The sequence below is a fragment of the Paraglaciecola sp. T6c genome, assembly GCF_000014225.1.
In the GTDB taxonomy this organism is placed as follows: domain Bacteria; phylum Pseudomonadota; class Gammaproteobacteria; order Enterobacterales; family Alteromonadaceae; genus Paraglaciecola; species Paraglaciecola atlantica_A.
In genome coordinates, this window is the sequence record NC_008228.1 from 4,650,479 (window position 1) to 4,670,207 (window position 19,729).

A 19,729-nucleotide genomic window follows, 5' to 3' on the forward strand; every position below is an offset into this window, starting at 1 on the left:
ACTACACTGAATTTTTAATATAAGGACTTACTAATGCAACTTTTAGCAAAATTACTGAAAGCCCTAAACTCGGACGATAGTCCTTGGCAGTTGGCTTTTGGCGTCATGTTAGGGATGATAATGGGGCTCACTCCATTCTTAGGCCTACACAGCATCATTATTTTATTCATTGTACTTTTTCTAAGAGTTAACCTTAGTACTTTCTTACTCGCTTATGCGCTGTTTTCCGGGCTTACATTAATGCTTAACCCTATGATGGCAAGTATCGGCGAATCCCTACTGACCTCAGCTAATTTAACCTCTATGTGGACCAGCTTATATAACTCCACATTTGGTCAACTTACCCAGTTTTACCACACACTTACCTTGGGAAGCTTATTGTTCAGTCTAATTTTAGCGCCGTTCATTTTGGTTATCAGTAAGATGTTAGTCGTGCAATATCGCGTGCGTTTTATGCAATGGGTGAACAAACTAAAACTGGTGCAGTTCCTCAAAAGCAGTCGTATATACCAAATTTATCAGACGCTAGGAGAATAACATGCAGAAACTTATTCGTTGGCCTGGGCTTATCGCTTTTTTTGTTGTCACCGGCCTTTTTGCTGCCATTCTCATCGTATTCCTCGATTTGTGGATAAAACTTGCAGCCATCAAGAGCTTGGAATCAACCACCGGGGCGGAAGTTAATATAGCTCAAGTGAGTCATACCTTCTCACCATTTGGCGTGAGCCTCACGGGGGTTCAATTAACGGATCCGGCTACGCCTACCCAGAATCAAGTCCAGGCAGATGAAATCACCGCACAAATCGAGCTAGCACCTCTACTTCTGCGCAAGGTTATCATCGATGATTTAACGGTCAGTGGGGTGCAGTTTGCTCAACCTAGGGACTCAGAAGGGGCCGTGTATCGCACCGCCAAGGCGGCGATTAAGGAAGAGTTACAAGAAGCATTCGATCCTAAAAATTTACCCAGTGTCGATGAAATACTGGCCAAGTCGCCTTTGAAAACCACGAAAGCAGTGGAAGAAACTCAAGCCGCTTATAAAAAGCATAGCGAAATATTGAAACAAAAGTATGCACAACTTCCAAGCAAAGACGCGTTAGAAAACTACAAAAAGCGCGTTGAAGCCATTACCGATACGGACTATAAAAACCCCCTTGAATTAGCGAAAGCCAAAGAAGAGTTTGATGCTTTGCGAGCAGAGATTAAAGCGGACAAAGCTAAGATCACCGAGTTTAAAGATGCTGTAAGTGATGCAAAAAACGATATGGCTCCACGCCTTGCTGAACTCAAGGCAGCCCCAGGTGACGATTACGCTCAGTTGCAAGGGTTAATTGCCGGCGATGAGGGCGCAATTAAAGACGTTACCACTATGGTGTTTGGCGAAAAGGCTGGTGAATTCAGTCAATATGTATTGAGCGCCTATGATTTAGCGGCTCCAATGTTAGCAAAAAGCAAAGAAGAACAAGCCGAAGAAGAAGCCTACAATGGTCGCTGGGTGGCATTCGATGATACCGCTGCATTACCTGATTTTTTAGTCCGAAATGCGGATGTATCTGTTACTTGGCGCAATGAAAGTGTACTCAGCGTGTGGCACGATATCACCAATGAGCATGATAAAATTGGTCGCCCTACTACCTTCAAAGTGGACTCAAGCGCAAGTTCATTATGGCAATCACTGAAGTTAAATGGTGATTTCTGGCTTAATGATGCTGGAGTAAAGGCCAATCAAGATTGGAATTTGCGTGGCTTAGCGTTATCAGATGTTTCACTGTTAAACCAAGAAAAGCTTTCTTCCACCTTGCTTGAAGGTTTGCTATCTAGCTCAGGTAAAGCCAGCATTGATAAAAACGTTATTTCAGGTACTGGCAATGCGGCATTAAGTCAGTTGGATTTATCTGCCACTGGCAGTAACAACCTAACAAACGTTATCGCTGAAACCTTGTCAGGCTTAAGCAATTTAACAATTAACGCTGATATCGGCGGTATTCTTGGCGATATGGATCTCAGCTTTAGTTCTGATTTAGACAAACAATTGGCCAAGGTCATGCTCAATAACTTAACGGGCGACCAAAGCAGTAAACTGGGTGAGCTTAAACAGAAACTCAACGCCAAAATTGAAGGCCCCTTAGGCGCAACCGATTCAGAAATGAGCCAGTGGCTGGATTGGGAAAAACTCGCAGATGGTGACTTAAGCAGTATGCAAAGCATGCTTGATAGTAAGTTGAACAGCGTGGTTGATAAGAAAAAAGAAGAGCTAACCGACAAGCTAAAAGATAAGTTAAAAGGAAAGCTGTTTAATTAAGCTGATGAATTAGTTGAATAAAATCCCTTAAGGCTTAGCTGAGCGGCTAACCTTAGGGGCTTATACTAGCCGCGATGAAAAAACCTCGGCATAATACGCGCTGAACCGTTATACCCTAACAACTAAACCATAGAAGGAGCTAAGCATAATGAAAGTAGTCCCCATACTCCTTTTCGTTCTGTTGGCTGCGCTGCAATATCGCTTATGGTTTGGTAAAAACAGTATTCCAGAGTACGTCGCCATGGAAAAATCGGTGGCAGAGCAAGCCGAGCAAAACACTGAGCTATTGCAGCGTAATAATTTGCTCAAAGCTGACATTCAAGACCTAAAAGTAGGCCTGGAAGCGGTTGAAGAGCGAGCAAGAAACGAACTTGGCCTCATTAAGCAAGGCGAAACCTTCTATCGAATACTCCCAAGCGAAGAATAGAAAACTATGTCAACTGCTCCCCTGTACACCGTTGTTGTGCCCGCTGCAGGAATAGGTCAACGTATGCAAGCCGACAGGCCCAAACAATATTTGACCATAGCCGGTAAGACCATTTTGGAGCACACCCTAGAGAACCTGTACGCTCACCCTCAAATTGAACAAATCATTGTCGCGATAAACCCATTAGATCAATACTTTGACAGCTTGCCCATTGCTAGCAAAACCTGGGTAAAGCGGGTTGATGGTGGCGGTGAACGCGCAGACTCAGTTTTAGCAGGCCTAAACAGCCTTCAAAACGCTGATTGGGTACTCGTGCATGATGCCGCGCGCCCTTGCCTCGCCCAAGACGACTTAAGCAAACTTTTGGCCACAGCCGAGCATTCAGAGCATGGCGCGATCCTCGCCTGCCGAGTGCGAGACACGATGAAACGCGGAAATTCGTCGCACGATATATTGCACACTGAGAGCCGTGACAATCTATGGCACGCTTTAACACCGCAGTTTTTTCCTTTAGATGCGCTGCGTAGCGCTTTGGGTCAAGCAATGGCTCAAGGCATAGAAATTACCGATGAAGCCTCTGCCATAGAATGGGTGCAAGGTAAGGTACATTTAGTTGAAGGGCGAAGCAGTAACATTAAAGTTACCCAACCAGAGGACTTACATTTGGCCGAATTTTATCTACAACACAAGGCAACTTTATGAATTTACGTATAGGTCACGGTTACGACGTGCATAAATTTGGTGATAGCGGCCCCATCACGATTTGCGGTGTGAAGATTGATTACGAGCAAGGCTTACTGGCTCACTCTGACGGAGACGTCGCCCTACACGCGCTATGTGATGCACTGTTGGGCGCGTTAGCCTTAGGCGATATTGGTGGTCACTTCCCCGATACTGATGCACAGTTTAAAGGTGCAGATAGCCGTGCATTATTACGCCACGTAATGACGCTCGTTAATGAGCATGGTTACGAGATAGGCAACCTTGATTTAACCATAGTCGCTCAAGCGCCCAAAATGGCGCCGCATATTCAAGCCATGCGTGAAAACATCCGCCAAGACGTAAACGCGCAATTAAACCAAGTGAATGTAAAAGCCACTACCACTGAAAAGCTTGGCTTTGCCGGGCGAAAAGAAGGGATCGCGTGCTATGCGGTGGTGCTATTGAACAAAAGCATAGCGGCATAATTGAATGCAAATTAACCATTGGCAGTACCTAAGTAGCAAGCCCGAATCAACTGGCATATTCAAACAGCAACCTGATGATTTTGTGGTGCAAGAAATTCTCGGTTATGAGCCTGTCGGGGAAGGCGAACATATTTATCTGTGGGTACGAAAAGAAGGCTTAAATACCGCTTATTTGGCGGAGCAGATCGCTAAGTTTGCGCAGCTACCATTGCGCGCGGTTACCTACGCTGGGCGCAAAGACAAACACTCAGTTAGCGAGCAATGGTTTGGTGTGCACAAACCCGGTAAAGCAGAATATGATTGGTCGGCGCTTAATGTACCGGGTGCCACCGTACTCAAAGCTATTCGTCACAATAAAAAGCTACGAACTGGTGTATTAAAAGGTAATAAGTTTACTATTTTGATGCGCGACGTTACCCCCAGCGACGACTTAGCACAACGCATTGCGCAAGTGAGCCTGTCAGGTGCCCCTAATTACTATGGCCCCCAAAGATTTGGTGATAGCCGCTATGATCCCAAGGGCAGTAATTTGATGCTTGCTGAAAAAATGATTAACGGTGAAGTTATTCGCAACCGTAATAAGCGCTCAATGGCTATCTCGGCATTACGTTCTTGGTTATTTAACGAGGTACTGAGCGAACGTATCAATGCAGGGGATTTTGCCCAGCCCTTAGAAGGCGATGTAATGTCTTTAGCGGGCAACGCAAGCTATTTTGTTAGCGATGATATCGACGATACCATCAAGCAACGCTTAGCCACACGAGACATAACCATATCTGCACCTTTGTGGGGTAAAGGCGAGCTTGCGTCCACCGGCTCAGCATTAGCATTTGAAAAAAGCGTTGTCATGAACCACCCCAAGATAACGAAAACGTTAGCCAGTCTAGGCTTGGAGCAAGAAAGACGTCCTATTGTTTTATACCCAAGCAACCTGACATGGGCGTGGGAGCAAAATAATCTGCGCATTGCGTTTGAATTACCCGCCGGCACATTTGCCACGTCAGTTTTGCGAGAAATTTTAAATGTCGAATCTGTCGATACGGGGCCCAGCGAATGAGAATTTTACTCAGTAACGATGATGGCGTTTTTGCTCAAGGCTTAGCTGAGTTATATAAGGAGCTAAAAGAAGACCATGAAATTACGGTCATTGCCCCTGATCGTAACTGCAGCGGCGCAAGCAATGCATTATCGCTTCAACAACCTTTGCGTATGGAACAAATGCAAAGTGGTTTTTATGCGGTCAATGGTACTCCCTCAGATTGCGTGCATGTTGGTGTGAATAGCTTTTTACAGCAGGACCCGGAGTTAGTTATCTCTGGTATTAATCATGGTGCTAATTTGGGTGACGACGTTATTTATTCTGGTACGGTAGCCGCCGCCACTGAAGGAAGGTACATGGGGTTGCCCGCCATTGCGGTATCGCTATGTGCCCACACCAGTGATAACTTTGTTAGCGCAGCGAAATTTGTGCGCCGTATAGTTACCCACTTGCAGGCACATCCCTTGCCAGCGGACCAAATTTTAAACGTTAATATTCCTGATTTACCCTATGGCGAGATAAAAGGCATAAAAGTAACCCGCCAAGGAAGACGCCACAGAGCAAAGACGATGATAAAGGACACCGACCCAAGAGGGAAAACCATCTTTTGGTATGGCCCTGTGGGCGAAGAACAAGATGCAGGGCCAGGGACTGACTTTCACGCCATAAGTGAAGGCTTTTGCTCTGTCACTCCCTTATCAGTAGATATGACCGCTCATCAATCTCTTGAAGATGTGCGACAATGGATTACAAAAATATAATGATTAGAAACAGCATGATGAGGGTTTATCGTCATTATCGCTGTTCAGCATTTGGTATTAATCACACACACATTGGATAGACAGTTACATGAGAGTTTCTTCACGCAAAGGGGAAAGCCTAGCCCATCTGTTAAAACAAGAAGGCATAGTCAATGCTTCAGTCCTAAATGCGGTGGCTTGTACGCCCAGAGAATTATTTTTGCCTGACGCGTTACGCCATAAAGCATATCAAAATACCGCTTTACCGATTGGTCAAGGTCAAACCATTTCTCAGCCTTATATTGTAGCGAAAATGACAGAGTTATTGTTGGCCTCAAGCAATGCACCAAAGGCGGTACTGGAAATTGGCACTGGCTCAGGTTATCAAACCGCTATTTTGGCTCAGCTGTTTGATAAAGTGTTCAGTGTTGAGCGCATCAAAAGTTTGCAATTTCAAGCTAAACGCAGAATGAACCAATTGGATTTACATAATGTCTCTATGAAACACGGTGACGGTTGGCAAGGTTGGTCTAGTAAAGGGCCGTTTGATGCCATTATCGTGACCGCAGCGGCAAGCCAAGTACCTGCTAAATTGGTTGAACAACTGAATGATGGTGGTCGGCTTATTATCCCTGTAGGGGAACAAAGCCAGCAACTACATTGCATTACTCGCGTGGGTGAAGGGTTCAACGAACAGATAATTGAAGCGGTACGCTTTGTGCCTCTTGTAGCGGGTGACATTATTTGATTGCCTTCGTATTTAGCAAGTGGCTTAACTCGTAGCGTTATGTAAAGAATAACTCGCTGCCTAAAAACTGAATTAATGACTGAGCAACCTCAGGGATAGACAAAAAATAATGCAAAATAAACGATCATGGCGAGACCATCTGGCCTTAGCCGCAAAAGGAATGGTAATGGGTGCAGCAGATGCAGTACCTGGCGTATCTGGTGGCACAATTGCATTTATCACGGGTATTTACGAAGAGCTCATTTACTCGTTAAAGCAATGCGGGCCAGAGGCGTTAAACGTTCTTTTTCGTCAAGGCTTTGCTGCGATGTGGAAGCATATTAATGGCGCTTTTTTACTGACGTTACTCATGGGCATTATGCTAAGCATCTTCACCATATCACGGTTGGTCTTATACTGGCTTGATGCCTACCCAGTGATGTTGTGGTCTTTCTTCTTTGGCTTAATATTGGCAGCAATTTGGTCCCTAATACGGCATATTGAATCTTGGGATGTAAAAACTATCGCTTTCTTTGCCGTGGGCACGCTTGCCGCGTATCTGATTACAATGATCCCCCCTAGCGCGATTGAACCGACTAAGTTATTTATCTTTTTATCCGGAATGCTTGCCATTTGCGCCATGATTTTACCCGGTATTTCAGGCAGCTTTATTTTGCTTTTACTGGGTATGTATACGCATATTCTAACTGCGGTGAAAGATCTCGATATAGTGACATTGGCTCTGTTTGCCATCGGTTGCGTATTTGGGTTATTAAGCTTTTCTCGCGTATTGAACTGGATGTTTAATTCCCATAAAACACTCACGTTAGCGCTACTGGGCGGTTTTATGTTGGGTTCGCTGAACAAAGTATGGCCCTGGAAGCTGACTATAGAATCAACAGTAAACAGTCACGGTAAAACGATCCCCCTAGTGCAAGAAAATATATTACCCGGCACATTCGAGGTATTAACAAGTCAGCCTTCTTATCTATGGTATGCCATCGCATTGAGTCTATTCGGTGCTGGCGCAGTATTACTTTTAGAAAAAGTAGGCTCTGCCCCTCGGGAATAAGCTTGTTAACCTTACTTATCCACGTTGGCTGTATCAACAGATGAAAAAATCGTCTGGTTTGCTTATTTTTTCTTTTTGCATTTGTCTTGCGGCTTGTTCAAGTCGCAAAGCGCCTGCGCCTATTGTTGAGATTTATCAAGGCAAAACCTTTCGGGATGTTAAAAAGTCGTCCTATAATGCTCATTCTTACACAGTGGAAAAGGGCGATACGCTCTACACCATTTCCTGGAAAAGTGGACAAGATTATCGAGATATTGCAAAATTAAACGGTATTCGACCTCCGTATAATATCTTCCCAGGCCAACGTTTAACGCTCAAAAAATCATCAGGGTCAATAGTTAAAAGGTCTAACAATGGCACTGGTCTGAGTTCAAATTCAAAATCAAATCAAGTAGTTGACCCCCCAAAAAAGCAGGCGTATGGTAAATCTAACGCCACTGTTACAAAAGAGGTAACTACCTCTTCCGGCAGTGAGTTTCCAAGTAAAATCGCAGCATGGCTATGGCCAACTAAAAACACCGTTACACGTGGTTTTTCTAACACAGAACACGGCAATAAAGGCTTAGATTTTAACGGAAACTTAGGTTCACCTATTTTGGCGACCGCTGCTGGCAAAGTTGTTTACACAGGGGATGCCCTGCGTGGATATGGAAAGCTCGTTATAGTGAAACACTCAGATTCATTTTTGAGCGCTTATGCCCATAACGATAGTATTCTAGTGAAAGAGCAACAGTGGGTTAGAGCAGGTCAAAAAATTGCGACTATGGGAAAAAGTGGTTCCGACACAGTTAAACTTCATTTTGAAGTGCGCTACAAGGGCCAGTCTATAGACCCGCTACGCTATCTGCCTAAACGATAATAACAATAAATAATTATAAAACTATCAGGAGATGTTTAGGAATTAGTATTAGCTAAGGAGTCACCATGAGTCATCAAAATAGCGCTACCATAGAGTTAGATTTAGTCGACGACATTGAAGAAGCCGTAGAAAAAGAATTAGTAAAGGCAGAGAAAGATTCTGAAGATAAATTCAAAGATATCGTCTCTAGCAAAGAAGCCCCTAGTAAAAATCTCGATGCCACCCAATTATATTTAGGCGAAATAGGCTTTTCCCCCCTGCTGTCTGCAGAAGAAGAAGTGTATTTTTCGCGCCGAGCCCTAAAAGGCGATGAAGCCTCACGACAACGCATGATCGTCAGTAACTTACGATTAGTGGTAAAGATCGCGCGACGTTATAACAACAGAGGTTTGGCCTTACTTGACTTAGTCGAAGAAGGTAATCTCGGCCTTATCCGCGCAGTTGAAAAGTTTGATCCTGAACGAGGATTTCGTTTTTCTACCTATGCGACGTGGTGGATACGCCAGACGATTGAACGGGCTATTATGAATCAAACCCGCACAATTCGCTTACCTATACATGTCGTAAAAGAACTTAACGTATACCTTCGTACCTCACGCGAATTGGCGCAGAAGTTAGATCATGAACCCACCGCAGAGGAAATAGCTGAGGCGGTTCAAAAACCCGTTGCAGATGTCACTAAGATGCTGCGTTTAAATGAGCGTATTACCTCGGTCGATACACCCATCGGCAGTGAGAACGACAACGTTTTACTGGATATCATTGCTGACGATAACGGTCACGATCCTGAAGAAGATTTGCAAGACAAAAACGTCAAATTAAGTATCGTTGGCTGGTTAGAAGATTTAAATCCTAAACAAAGAGAAGTATTAGCCAGACGATTTGGGCTGTTAGGGTACGAACCTTCAACACTAGAGGATGTTGGCGTAGAAATAGGGTTAACACGTGAGCGGGTTCGCCAAATTCAGGTAGAAGCTCTGCGAAGACTCAAGGATATGCTTGGTCACAAGGGATTAAACTTGGAATCATTGTTTAATCAATTAGCTTAAAAAAATATGCTCCTAAACAAAAAATGCCGCTCTATTAAGAAGCGGCATTTTTTACGCGATATGCCCGAGTTAAACGGGAGGCGCGGAATTAGCAGTCGGTGTCGTCTGCATTCATTTTAGATTTAGCATCTTCGCAAGTGTCTTCCATTGCATTAGCTGCATCAGTTTTCATCTCACTTGCTTTGTCTTTGCCTTTTTCCATCCACTCAGACGCTTTTTCCTTGCTATCTTCGTAGGCTTCAGAAGAGGCGTCTTTCGCGTCTTCGTAAGCGTCAGAAGCCTCTTCCTTAGCATCTTCATAAGCATCAGATGCTTTATCTTTAGCTTCTTCGTAAGCGTCTTTAGATTTCTCGCCAGCGGCTTCCATTTTCTCTTTGCTGGTTTGTACAGCTGAGTCTATTTTATCACCTGTTGTCGCTTCCTTCTTCTCGCTACAAGCTGCAAGAGATAATGACGCAACAAAGATCACCATAGCTGTTTTGGTAAATGTATTTTTCATTCTAGTTCCTTATATTTACGCTGCTCGAAAATTCAAGCGATTTAGTATGACTCTTACTAGGGTGCTCACGATAAACGTGATTAACCCTAAGTAACAAACTACTTTTACAAGACCGTGCACGACTCCTTCTAACATAGCTACATTTCGCAATGTTACTAGTGCGGTCAAAGCACATACTATGATGACGAAGAAATACATGGTTGTCTCCTGTAATTTTTAGCAAACAATTTATTAACTGAAAAGTGAAAACTGCAAGCCGCTTTTCCTGTTACCTCATCGCTACTTAGTTTATCTGTAAACACTTCAATGCTAGTTTCATGCCAGAACATAAGATATTGAAAAGTAGAAGGTATTAAGCGTTATATGATGCTAATGATGTGTAAATGTGGGATATTGGCAACACAGAGTTACACATACAGCTACATTACGTCTTGTTCTTATGAAGTCACTTTGACAGGATATATAACCCATGTTTAAACGCCTTACTCAACTAAGAGAATTTTTTCTATGCAAACCTCTCCTTCATCACACGATGGCTCAACGTACCGCTTAGTTTTCCCCAAAGTATGTAAAGCTAAGGATGTTATTTCATGGTTACGCGAAGGAAAACATCAATTCAAGCGAAACCCCGGCGCTTGGGTTACCTGTATTTTGATTTGGTTTGTTTTTTCCTTGGTAATGTCGGTCATCCCTATTGTAGGGCAAATAGCGGGCGGGTTATTAAATTACGTGTTCATTGCGGGGCTCATGCTTGGTTGTTATGAAGCCAGTCAAGGCAAAGAATTTACGAGTCAATATATGTTTGCGGGCTTTAAACACAATCTCTCTAAATTAGTTGGGTTAGGTTTTGTGAGCATGGTGCTTTCAGGCCTTATTATGTGGATAACGTTAGGAGACATGTATCTTGCCATGCTCAGTGGGGACGTAGATACGCTACCTGCTGATTTTGACGTTAATAGTTTGGCTATCTCTGTTTTAATCGCGACCTTACTGCTCATTCCATTGATGATGGGTCTGTGGTTTGCTCCGGTACTGATTATTCGTCATGATTTATCTGTGTTTGCAGCACTAAGACTCAGCTTCGTCGCCTGCTTCTTAAACACCCTACCCTTTTTCTGGTACGGGCTAATTTTAATTCCGATGTTTCTCTTTGGTATGTTTACCCTTGGTTTAGGTTTACTTATTGTCCTACCGGTAATTTTAGTGAGTATGTACGCGTCTTATGTCCAAATCTTCCTAGAGCCTATCGGTGGTGCTTCATTAGACGACGAATAAAAATATTGAATAGTATTTTTGAATTATCAGACGGCTCAGAAAAGAGCCGTTTTTACTTTTGAAACCTTTTGTACCGTCATACCCGTCCCAGTAAAATAATTAATAGGGACTTGCGGGAAAGCCTGCTAGTATCTGCGCCCTTTTTTTAACGCGTCAAGGAACAAACATGTCTAAGTTTTTCTTCAAAGGCCGAATAGATCCCCGGGAAAAATACCAGAGATTTGGCTACAACACTCAGCGAAAAACCAAGGTGGGCAGTGAAAATGCACCGCTACACATCTCGGTGCAGAACCACGAAAGGGAAGTCGAGCTAAAATCTGTTCTAGCTGAACATAATCTGCATGCTGAAATCACCGTAGATGCTGATAAGCCTGAAAATACGATTCAACTCGATACCTTACTCAAAGTGCCAGGTACACAGACGTTCGTTAAAACCCCAAATCGAAACGACCCCTGCACCTGCGGAAGCGGTAAAAAATATAAAAAATGTTGTGGCTAAGCGAAGCCGCTATGTCATCATTTAGCTGATCACAGGCAACGGTCAGCGTATCACAGTGCGCCTAACCAATCCTGCAACTCGGTGGCGACAGACTTATTATGCTGGGCCAAAAACGCCACAAAATGATGTGCGTCGCGATTCACAATTCGCTCTAGGGGAAAACCAACTTCCTCAGCACACGCGCGACTTGAAGCATCATTCCCAATATCGTATGCCACATGAGCATCACTTGAAAACACCACCTTCCAATCGAGCTGGTCTGTCATCTCAAGTACCTGTTTGCAAATAGGGCCGCTGCCAGAACGCGAGCCTTTAAATGAGCTGTTATTCACTTCTAAAACCACATTGTTATCTTTTGCGGCTCGGATCACTTCACCTATATCAATGGGAAAATTAGGGTTCCCAGGATGGCCAATAATCTGTATGTCACCCGTTTCTATAGTGGTTATCATGGCTTGCGTATTTTGCGCTTTCCCTGCTGGCGTAAAAACGGGCTCATGGAAACTCGCGATGGCAAAATCGAGAAAGGGATGAAGACCGTTTGGAATATCATGGCCACCATTGACCGGCATAATATTCGCTTCGATTGCGCGTAATATCGCAACGCCATCGACAAAACGCGGCAGAACATGGCGGTTACCGAAATGCCACGGATGAGGAGAGTCAGGCATCGACGGGCCATGTTCAGTGAGTGAGAACATTTGCATCCCTTTAAGTTTGGCCTGCACAGCGTACTCATGCACAGTGCTATACGCATGTGTGCTGGCGACCGTATGCGAGTGCGTATCAACCAATAACGTCATTTTTTCCTCCTGAGTTTTAATTTATGATAGCGGCTATCAATGACATTTTTCTTAAAATATCTAAAGAAAATGGCACTATTCACTGGAGCTCAAAATGGCAATATGGTTATGCCTATTGGATCTCCCAATGGTGATATCTGAAAGTCACATTGAGGCGAAACCATAATCCTCAATTGGCAGACTATATTACCATAGCGGCTTGATTTACTTATGTTTGAAGCGTGTCTAGATATTTCCGCTCGCTTATGCTTTGTGACAGAGCTAGCTTGAGACTAATGAAGTAACCTGCTTACTGGCGCACGCGATAGCCACGCGATAAAACGAAGAAATATCAACGAGCAGCGGAATATTTTTAAGCTATTTAATCAATCATTTTTTTAACACTATGCACATTATCACAGAGGTTCTCATGGACAAATTTATGCAAGCGGCGATTGACGAAGCAAAATTGGGCTTAGCAGAAGGCGGGATCCCCATTGGTTCAGTACTTGTACACAATAATAAAATTATCGGACGAGGTCACAATAAGCGCGTGCAAAGTGGCAGCCCAATATTGCACGGTGAGATGGATGCGCTTGAAAATGCGGGGCGCCAACCAGCACGCGTTTATAAAGAATCGACGCTCTACACCACATTATCACCTTGCAGCATGTGCAGCGGCACCATTCTACTTTACGGTATCCCAAAAGTAGTGATTGGAGAAAATCAAACGTTTATGGGCGAAGAGTCTCTTTTGACCTCTCGCGGGGTGAACACTCAGGTACTGCATAATCAGGAATGCATCAGCCTGATGAATGATTTCATTCGTGATAAGCCCGAACTGTGGAACGAAGATATCGGCGAATGAGCCTCCGAAAGCCCCATTAAGCTTAAAAAAAACGACCTAAAGTTAAAAATATTTTACACAAAGTTTGATTTAACATATATTCTATCCCCTACTATGTTACAAGGTGAGCGGATATGTCATATACAGAGAAAAGCATTTGGGTATCGCTGATATCTACAGTATGTATTTTTGGTTATTATTTTATCAGTGTTTTGAGCCTAGGCTCGATGCCCTCAGAGCAGGCAAACAGTGCCGCGGTTCAGCTATTATTTCAAGCGGTTGTCACCACAGTAGTAGTAGAAATTATTCTGCATAGTGTCATTGCGATATGTAACCCAAGCGATGCGCAACAGCCTGCTGATGAACGAGATAAATTGTACAAAATGAGAGCGAACAGCGTTGGATATCGCATACTTATTTTGGGTGTTATGTTGACCTTAGGTCATATATTATTAGGCTCGTTTATTCCTGAATTTAAAAGCCAAAATGCAGTCGCTACTTTTCCGCTTTTAAGCGCATATATTTTATTTTTCAGTTTTATTATTTCCGAAGTGGCACGCTATTCGAGCCAAGTATTTTTCTATAGAAAAGGTGCCTAAAGTGGCAAATGTTCCAATCAAAAATAAGATCCGAGAGTTACGTTTTTTTGCTGATGAAATGACCCAAAAAGAGTTGGCAGAATTGGTCGGGGTGACCCGCCAAACGATCATGGCAATAGAAAAAAGTAAGTATTCACCAACTTTAGAGGTTGCCTTCAAAATTGCCGAAGTATTTGGTCAGTCGCTAGAAGAAGTTTTTCAATACGAAGGGTAAAAAAAAGCAAAGGTTAGTGTGCACTAATCTTTGCTTAAGCTATTTATAACTAAGCGTTGTTTTTATCTAACTGACAGCAAGAAGGTAACCTTATTCTGTGCTGCCAGTTTAACTAACGAGAGTAAATCAATTAAAGTTAGTTAATGCTTACTTACTTCGGGCCCTTCCACTTCACTTCATATAAGTCTCGGCGGCGATCTAAGTAGTTTCTCACAGACCCTTCATTTTTAAGTTGTTTTAACTTATCAAAATCTAAGTCAACGATCAGCGTCATTTCAGTATTCGGCGTCGTTTCTGACACTATTGCATCATGGGGAAATGCGAAATCCGATGGGGAAAACACAGCGGTTTGACCGTATTGAATGTCCACGTTATCAACCTTAGGAAGGTTACCCACACTGCCCGCAATTGCTACGTAACATTCGTTTTCTATCGCCCTAGCTTGAGAGCAACGACGTACACGCAGGTAGCCATTTTTGGTGTCAGTCCAAAACGGAACGAATAAGATTTGAATATCTTGCTCTGCCAATAAACGGCCCAATTCAGGGAACTCAACATCGTAACAAATCAGAATGCCGACTTTACCAAAATCAGTATCGAATGCTTGTAATTGATTCCCCCCTTGCATGATCCAATCTTTTTTCTCATGTGGTGTCGGATGCAATTTATATTGGCTTTCAACACGCCCATCTCGGTGGCAAAAATAGCTCACATTATACAGTTCATTTTCTTCGATAACCGGCACCGACCCGGCAATAACATTTATATTATACGAGACAGCTAAACGTGAAATTTCGGTGAGGATTTCATCCGTGTAAGTGGCTAAATTCCAAATCGCATCGATAGATGTATCAGCCTGCTTAATCCCCATTAATGGTGCGTTAAAAAATTCAGGAAAAAGTGCGACGTCACATTTGTAATCTGACAAGGCATCCACGAAATATTCAACTTGCTGGAGCAACTCTGGCACATCATTGAAATAACGCATTTGCCATTGAATACATCCGATACGCGCTGAGTTGCGCTGGCTACCCAACAACTCAGGCTCTTCAGGGTCATAGTAAATATTGTGCCATTGAAGCAGCGTAGCGTAACCACGAGACGCTTTATCCTCAGGGAAATACGCTTTAAGTAATTGTTTTACTTCGAAGCCATTGGACAATTGGAAGGTTAAAATTGGATCGTGAATGTCTTTTGATTTGACTAACTCAACATATTCATATGGTGACATCTGCGCTGCATACTTGGTGTAGTTAGGAATCCGCCCACCAGCCACAATCGATTTTAAGTTTAGATTCCGGCACACTTCTTTGCGTGCTTCATACAAGCGTCGCCCTAATCGCAAGCCTCGATACTCAGGAGACACAAAAAGGTCTACGCCATAAAGCACATCACCCTTTGGATCGTGGGTAGACATATATGCGTCACCGGTAATGTCTTCATAGGTATGTTTATCACCAAATTTATCGTAATCGATTATCACTGAAATGGCGGCAGCGACAACCTTGCCTTTATCTTCTATACAGATTTGCCCTTCAGGAAAAACATTCAACTGCGATTGAAAATTTTTCAAAGGCCAGGCCCCACCAACTTGAGAATAGACGATGTCCATAAGCTCTTTTACGTCGGCATAATCATCTATGGTTAAATGGCGCAATTCCAAAATATGTTCTGGATCATCCATCGAGGGAGTTGAGCAATTATTGTCGTGCATAAGCGTACCGAGAGGCTCCGTTATAATAGGGATTGGTCACGAGATACAACCTGTACCAGCATGGAGGTTTCGTCAAGCAATGTTTATCATCTAGCGGCAATTCGAGACATCTGTTTTACCCACTCTTCAACTATTCTTGACCCAATGGGTCGAGTAGTTGAATAAACTGACGTTGCATTACATGACGAAGCAAATATTGAGGACAGCAATTAGTGAGCCATTGCGCGGCATTACGCTCTTTTGGCTAACCTAATTCAACTTATTGGTTAATAACTTGCATTAGCTTGGCTAATAGGCTCGTTAACTTAGCCAAAGTCATGTGTACATGCGTGTGAAGATAGCGTAGAAAATAATGGTTTTATCCTACTTCACAGCGTAGTTTGTATGCTTCTATCACCTACTTAGTCAGCGACGAGTTAAGTGGTTATTCCTTGAGCGATTGAAGTTTTTAATAAAGTGTCTTCAGTGTCATAGCGTTGAAGAAATTTGTTCACTATAATGCGCGACTTTACAGTCCCGCAACTAGGTATTAATGGTAATGGCAGAGCAAGCAGATTGGACAATCGACGATGCGGAGCGCGTATATGGCGTTAAACGTTGGGGTGCTGGTTACTTCGAAATCGGATCAAACGGCAATCTTAAGATCACTCCAGATCTTTCAAATAAAAATATGCGTATCGACTTCCAATCCGTCATCGAAGAAATTAAAGAAGAAGGCATTCAATTTCCCGTTGTTGTGCGCTTTCACGATATTTTACGCTCTCAGGTTGCGTGCTTAAATCAAACCTTCATCAACACCATCGAAGAAGCCCAGTATCAGGGCAAGTACATGGGTGTTTATCCGGTTAAAGTAAACCAGATGCGCGAAGTGGTTGAAGAAATAGTAGACGCTGGCGCTCCGTTTAACTATGGCCTAGAAGCAGGCTCTAAAGCCGAGCTTATTACGGTTATGGCTTACAATACCAATATCGACTCGTTGACGATCTTAAACGGATATAAAGACGCCGAGTTTATGCGTTTAGCCTTGTTAGGTCGCAAACTTGGCCGCAAGATGATAGTGGTGATTGAGAAATACTCAGAGCTAAGCCTGCTTGTGAACGCCGCTAAACAATTAGATGTGATGCCTATCATTGGCCTTCGATCAAAAATGACTGTAAAAGGCCGTGGCAAATGGGAAAGTTCAGGCGGTGACCGTGCTAAATTCGGCCTCACTACCAGCGAAATGATTTGCGCCGCTCGCTATCTAGAAAGCGAGGGCATGGGCGAATGTTTGAAATTACTGCATTTCCATATTGGTAGCCAATTAACTGACATCCGCGCAGTCAAAGAGGCCATCAGTGAAGGCGGTCGTATTTACGCAGAATTACACCGCATGGGCTTTAAATTAGAGTACGTTGATGTGGGCGGCGGTTTAGGTATCGATTACGACGGCAGCAAATCAACTAATGACTCATCACGTAACTACACCATGGAAGAATACGTAGCCGATGTCGTTTACGGTATGCGTGAAGTGTGTGACTTAGAAGGCGTTCCTCACCCTACGCTTGTTAGCGAAAGTGGCCGTGCTATTACCGCTCACCATAGCTGCGTTGTGGCGCAAGTTGTTGGTGAAATTCGCGCAAATAGCGCCGAGCTTCCCACAGATAAATTGCCCAACGATCACGTTTTATTGAATAACATTCGCGAATTGGCTGAAAGTGTTGACTCGCAAGACAACCTTCAAGAAATTTTCAATGATGCATCTCAATGGAAAGAGCACGCAATTAACGCATTTAAACTGCGCGTTATTTCATTAGAAGAATTAGGCAAAATTGAAACTTTGTATTGGCAGATTATGGTCAAATTGCAGCATCGCCTGAAAGATGCTGAGTTTGTACCAGAAGAATTACAAGAACTTGACTACAACTTGTCGTCACAATACTTGTGTAATTTCTCTGTTTTCCAATCCGCAGCTGACACGTGGGCGATAGACCAAGTATTACCGGTCGTACCCATTGCTCGCATGAACGAGAAACCCACCGTGAATTGTTCACTCGTCGACATCACCTGTGATAGTGACGGTAAGCTTGACCAATTCGTGGTCGAGCACGGTATCTCAGACGTGCTACCGATGCCGCCGCTTAAAAAAGGGGAAGAGTATTACTTAGGGTTGTTCCTCACCGGCGCATATCAAGATGTAATGGGCGACATGCATAATTTGTTCGGCCGGTTGAACGAAGTGCATATTTTTGGTGATGATGATGACCCAGAAGACTTCTACATTGAAGAAATGGTTAAAGGCTCATCTGTACAAGACGTATTATCTATTATGCAGTACAACCCAGATGCAATGGCCCAATCGGTTAAACGTATGATTGACCAGCATATTTCAAGTGGCGCAATGAAGCCCCGCGAAGCGGTAAAATGGACTGACTTTTACGAAGATTGCTTAAAAGGTTATACCTATTTAAAAACCAATTAAGCATTTACTAAATCACTAAAAAAGCCCAGTCTCGTTTTTCAATTCTGGGCTTTTTTATTTCATTTAAAAACCAATTATGGGGCCGCGCTGATTAGTTTTTGCTGGGCATCATAATGTTCAAAATAACTGGCCCAAAAATCAGCCGTAAAATCATTAATCAAATTTGATTCTGCATTCATGAGCATGAAATAGCCCACTTTTTGATCCGGCGCGAACGCAACCGCTGCACGATAACCTTTGACCCAGCCACCGTGGTAATTCAATTTATGCCCATCAAAGTCGTATACACGCCAACCTAAACCATAATGCGCGTCTTTCAAGTAACGTTGCCATAAGCGGCGGTGCATTTCGCGTTTGGTTTTGACTCGAGGTTGTGTCACTTGATCAATAATTTGCGGCCCAATCACATTAGGTTGTTCGCCAAGCAGCGCCCCAACCCACTTAACCATATCAGCTCCGCTAGCGTTCACCCCTGCGGCGGGTGAAAAGCGATAATAGTCTTCGTTAACCTTCACACTGCGCCATTTATTTTTCGCGATCGCTACATGAGGTTTGGCCCATGAATTCGACGCTTGTAAGCCTTCACGCCCTACACTGGCACCTTTCATATTTAACGGGCGCAATACTTCAGCTTCTAATTGTTGTCCGTACGACGTGTTATTTTCTTGAAAATACTCTTCGATAACCCCAAACAGGGTATTTTGGTAGGTGTAGCATTCACCCGGCGTACATAAAGGCTTTAAATCGGTCAGCATGCTAAGTACTCGTTTGACCGGGTAATTTGCTTCAATGAGATTGTCATACGCATTAGGCGAGAACCCGCTCGATTGACCAACAATATGACTGAGCTGTAAGTTTTTGCTGTTATCAAAACTGTATTCGTTGGTCATTTTTTTCACAGGGGTTTGCCAACTTAATTTATCCTCATCGACCATTTTTGCCATTAAAATAGAGGTAAATGTTTTCGACACTGACGCTAAGCGAAAAACCGTTTGCGGAGAGATAGCCGTACCGTTATTGGCTGTTTTGCCCGACACCACCATCTTGGCTGGCTTGCCCTCTTCGACAAAAGCGAACAAATAACCTGGCACGCGCTGCTTAGCCGTTTTAGCTTTCACTCGACTAGCAAAGTCGTCTAGCCATTCCTCACCCATGGCTTGCGAGCAAACTAAGTTAGAAAAAACGAGGCTTATCAATAAGAAAGACTTAAACACGTGAAAACAGCCACTCCAAAATATCGGTTATCAAGATTACATTCCTTTTCTACGCGCAGAAAACGGCCGCGTATTATCTGCTTTATTCCCTATCAAATTCAACAAGCAATTACGAAAGCCGAAACTGCCAGAGCGGAATCTAAATACTGCTAGCGTTGCATACTGCTTTCGCAAAACTTTGCCGGGTTAACTTTTGCGAGCTAATCAAAGAACAACATTTTTG

General features: G+C 43.4%; 21 protein-coding genes. 17 read left to right on the forward strand and 4 right to left on the reverse strand.

Translation table 11 applies throughout. From position 1 onward, the window contains the following. Positions 1-33 precede the first annotated feature (33 nt). The 11 genes from PATL_RS19725 to rpoS all read left to right on the forward strand — a co-directional run bounded on the left by PATL_RS19725 (position 34) and on the right by rpoS (position 9,402). Positions 34-537, forward strand: coding sequence for a DUF2062 domain-containing protein (locus PATL_RS19725; protein WP_011576562.1), 504 nt, complete (start codon positions 34-36; stop codon positions 535-537). 1 nt (position 538) lies between these two features. Continuing rightward, positions 539-2,302, forward strand: a complete 1,764-nt coding sequence (locus tag PATL_RS19730; protein ID WP_011576563.1) for a TIGR03545 family protein — start codon at positions 539-541, stop codon at positions 2,300-2,302. Between the two features lie 148 nt (positions 2,303-2,450). Next, entirely contained in the window at positions 2,451-2,729 is a 279-nt protein-coding gene (gene ftsB, locus PATL_RS19735) for a cell division protein FtsB (RefSeq protein WP_011576564.1), read from the forward strand. Positions 2,730-2,735: 6 nt separating this feature from the next. Continuing rightward, positions 2,736-3,431, forward strand: a complete 696-nt coding sequence (ispD, locus tag PATL_RS19740; protein ID WP_011576565.1) for a 2-C-methyl-D-erythritol 4-phosphate cytidylyltransferase — start codon at positions 2,736-2,738, stop codon at positions 3,429-3,431. Next, positions 3,428-3,916, forward strand: coding sequence for a 2-C-methyl-D-erythritol 2,4-cyclodiphosphate synthase (gene ispF, locus PATL_RS19745; protein ID WP_011576566.1), 489 nt, complete (start codon positions 3,428-3,430; stop codon positions 3,914-3,916). The genes ispD and ispF overlap by 4 nt, the downstream gene beginning before the upstream one ends. A 4-nt stretch (positions 3,917-3,920) precedes the next feature. Continuing rightward, a complete protein-coding gene (gene truD / locus PATL_RS19750; RefSeq protein ID WP_011576567.1) occupies positions 3,921-4,973 on the forward strand; it encodes a tRNA pseudouridine(13) synthase TruD in 1,053 nt (350 codons plus the stop codon). Further along, positions 4,970-5,716, forward strand: a complete 747-nt coding sequence (gene surE, locus PATL_RS19755; RefSeq protein ID WP_011576568.1) for a 5'/3'-nucleotidase SurE — start codon at positions 4,970-4,972, stop codon at positions 5,714-5,716. Before truD ends, surE begins: the two co-directional genes overlap by 4 nt. Before the next feature lie 88 nt (positions 5,717-5,804). Then, positions 5,805-6,443, forward strand: a complete 639-nt coding sequence (locus PATL_RS19760) for a protein-L-isoaspartate(D-aspartate) O-methyltransferase (protein WP_011576569.1) — start codon at positions 5,805-5,807, stop codon at positions 6,441-6,443. A 109-nt stretch (positions 6,444-6,552) separates the two neighbouring features. After that, positions 6,553-7,494: a DUF368 domain-containing protein gene (locus PATL_RS19765; protein ID WP_301547045.1), complete on the forward strand. Its 942-nt coding sequence runs from the start codon at positions 6,553-6,555 to the stop codon at positions 7,492-7,494. 40 nt (positions 7,495-7,534) lie between these two features. After that, positions 7,535-8,353, forward strand: a complete 819-nt coding sequence (locus PATL_RS19770) for a peptidoglycan DD-metalloendopeptidase family protein (RefSeq protein ID WP_011576571.1) — start codon at positions 7,535-7,537, stop codon at positions 8,351-8,353. A 65-nt stretch (positions 8,354-8,418) separates the two neighbouring features. Next, on the forward strand, positions 8,419-9,402 hold the full coding sequence (gene rpoS / locus PATL_RS19775; protein WP_011576572.1) for an RNA polymerase sigma factor RpoS: 984 nt from the start codon (positions 8,419-8,421) through the stop codon (positions 9,400-9,402). 88 nt (positions 9,403-9,490) lie between these two features. Here rpoS and PATL_RS19780 read toward each other — a convergent pair whose 3' ends face one another. Then, positions 9,491-9,901: a late embryogenesis abundant protein gene (locus PATL_RS19780; protein ID WP_011576573.1), complete on the reverse strand. Its 411-nt coding sequence runs from the start codon at positions 9,899-9,901 to the stop codon at positions 9,491-9,493. A 507-nt stretch (positions 9,902-10,408) separates the two neighbouring features. On the opposite strand from PATL_RS19780, the gene PATL_RS19785 reads away from it, so the two are divergent. Further along, positions 10,409-11,176 (forward strand): BPSS1780 family membrane protein, encoded by a 768-nt coding sequence (locus PATL_RS19785; protein ID WP_041714114.1) that lies wholly within the window; start codon positions 10,409-10,411, stop codon positions 11,174-11,176. Between the two features lie 166 nt (positions 11,177-11,342). Further along, entirely contained in the window at positions 11,343-11,675 is a 333-nt protein-coding gene (locus PATL_RS19790) for a PBPRA1643 family SWIM/SEC-C metal-binding motif protein (RefSeq protein WP_011576575.1), read from the forward strand. Between the two features lie 50 nt (positions 11,676-11,725). On the opposite strand, the gene PATL_RS19795 is transcribed toward PATL_RS19790, so the two are convergent. After that, positions 11,726-12,478 (reverse strand): phosphatase, encoded by a 753-nt coding sequence (locus PATL_RS19795; RefSeq protein ID WP_011576576.1) that lies wholly within the window; start codon positions 12,476-12,478, stop codon positions 11,726-11,728. A gap of 409 nt (positions 12,479-12,887) precedes the next feature. On the opposite strand from PATL_RS19795, the gene PATL_RS19800 reads away from it, so the two are divergent. The 3 genes from PATL_RS19800 to PATL_RS19810 all read left to right on the forward strand — a co-directional run bounded on the left by PATL_RS19800 (position 12,888) and on the right by PATL_RS19810 (position 14,117). Beyond that, on the forward strand, positions 12,888-13,325 hold the full coding sequence (locus PATL_RS19800; protein ID WP_011576577.1) for a nucleoside deaminase: 438 nt from the start codon (positions 12,888-12,890) through the stop codon (positions 13,323-13,325). Positions 13,326-13,438: 113 nt separating this feature from the next. Then, complete coding sequence (locus tag PATL_RS19805) at positions 13,439-13,903, forward strand: hypothetical protein (RefSeq protein WP_011576578.1); 465 nt, start codon at positions 13,439-13,441, stop codon at positions 13,901-13,903. A 1-nt stretch (position 13,904) separates the two neighbouring features. Next, positions 13,905-14,117, forward strand: a complete 213-nt coding sequence (locus PATL_RS19810) for a helix-turn-helix transcriptional regulator (RefSeq protein WP_006992993.1) — start codon at positions 13,905-13,907, stop codon at positions 14,115-14,117. 151 nt (positions 14,118-14,268) lie between these two features. Here the strand turns inward: PATL_RS19810 and PATL_RS19815 are convergent, their stop codons facing one another. Next, the gene (locus tag PATL_RS19815) at positions 14,269-15,831 is read right to left on the reverse strand and encodes a bifunctional GNAT family N-acetyltransferase/carbon-nitrogen hydrolase family protein (RefSeq protein WP_011576579.1); all 1,563 of its coding nucleotides are present in this window, start codon (positions 15,829-15,831) and stop codon (positions 14,269-14,271) included. 538 nt (positions 15,832-16,369) lie between these two features. On the opposite strand from PATL_RS19815, the gene speA reads away from it, so the two are divergent. Then, the gene (gene speA / locus PATL_RS19820; RefSeq protein ID WP_041714115.1) at positions 16,370-18,292 is read left to right on the forward strand and encodes a biosynthetic arginine decarboxylase; all 1,923 of its coding nucleotides are present in this window, start codon (positions 16,370-16,372) and stop codon (positions 18,290-18,292) included. A 74-nt stretch (positions 18,293-18,366) separates the two neighbouring features. Here the strand turns inward: speA and PATL_RS19825 are convergent, their stop codons facing one another. Next, positions 18,367-19,506, reverse strand: coding sequence for a serine hydrolase domain-containing protein (locus PATL_RS19825; protein ID WP_041714116.1), 1,140 nt, complete (start codon positions 19,504-19,506; stop codon positions 18,367-18,369). Between the last annotated feature and the right edge of the window lie 223 nt (positions 19,507-19,729).

Bases quoted from the DNA above. Each gene is read 5' to 3' on its own strand.
- PATL_RS19790 (WP_011576575.1), top strand. From the start codon at position 11,343: ATGTCTAAGTTTTTCTTCAAAGGCCGAATAGATCCCCGGGAAAAATAC.
- PATL_RS19785 (WP_041714114.1), top strand. From the start codon at position 10,409: ATGCAAACCTCTCCTTCATCACACGATGGCTCAACGTACCGCTTAGTT.
- PATL_RS19760 (WP_011576569.1), top strand. From the start codon at position 5,805: ATGAGAGTTTCTTCACGCAAAGGGGAAAGCCTAGCCCATCTGTTAAAA.
- surE (WP_011576568.1), top strand. From the start codon at position 4,970: ATGAGAATTTTACTCAGTAACGATGATGGCGTTTTTGCTCAAGGCTTA.
- PATL_RS19725 (WP_011576562.1), top strand. From the start codon at position 34: ATGCAACTTTTAGCAAAATTACTGAAAGCCCTAAACTCGGACGATAGT.
- PATL_RS19805 (WP_011576578.1), top strand. From the start codon at position 13,439: ATGTCATATACAGAGAAAAGCATTTGGGTATCGCTGATATCTACAGTA.
- ftsB (WP_011576564.1), top strand. From the start codon at position 2,451: ATGAAAGTAGTCCCCATACTCCTTTTCGTTCTGTTGGCTGCGCTGCAA.
- PATL_RS19770 (WP_011576571.1), top strand. From the start codon at position 7,535: ATGAAAAAATCGTCTGGTTTGCTTATTTTTTCTTTTTGCATTTGTCTT.
- rpoS (WP_011576572.1), top strand. From the start codon at position 8,419: ATGAGTCATCAAAATAGCGCTACCATAGAGTTAGATTTAGTCGACGAC.
- PATL_RS19815 (WP_011576579.1), bottom strand. From the start codon at position 15,831: ATGCACGACAATAATTGCTCAACTCCCTCGATGGATGATCCAGAACAT.
- PATL_RS19800 (WP_011576577.1), top strand. From the start codon at position 12,888: ATGGACAAATTTATGCAAGCGGCGATTGACGAAGCAAAATTGGGCTTA.
- PATL_RS19780 (WP_011576573.1), bottom strand. From the start codon at position 9,901: ATGAAAAATACATTTACCAAAACAGCTATGGTGATCTTTGTTGCGTCA.
- truD (WP_011576567.1), top strand. From the start codon at position 3,921: ATGCAAATTAACCATTGGCAGTACCTAAGTAGCAAGCCCGAATCAACT.
- speA (WP_041714115.1), top strand. From the start codon at position 16,370: ATGGCAGAGCAAGCAGATTGGACAATCGACGATGCGGAGCGCGTATAT.
- PATL_RS19730 (WP_011576563.1), top strand. From the start codon at position 539: ATGCAGAAACTTATTCGTTGGCCTGGGCTTATCGCTTTTTTTGTTGTC.
- PATL_RS19765 (WP_301547045.1), top strand. From the start codon at position 6,553: ATGCAAAATAAACGATCATGGCGAGACCATCTGGCCTTAGCCGCAAAA.
- ispF (WP_011576566.1), top strand. From the start codon at position 3,428: ATGAATTTACGTATAGGTCACGGTTACGACGTGCATAAATTTGGTGAT.
- PATL_RS19795 (WP_011576576.1), bottom strand. From the start codon at position 12,478: ATGACGTTATTGGTTGATACGCACTCGCATACGGTCGCCAGCACACAT.
- ispD (WP_011576565.1), top strand. From the start codon at position 2,736: ATGTCAACTGCTCCCCTGTACACCGTTGTTGTGCCCGCTGCAGGAATA.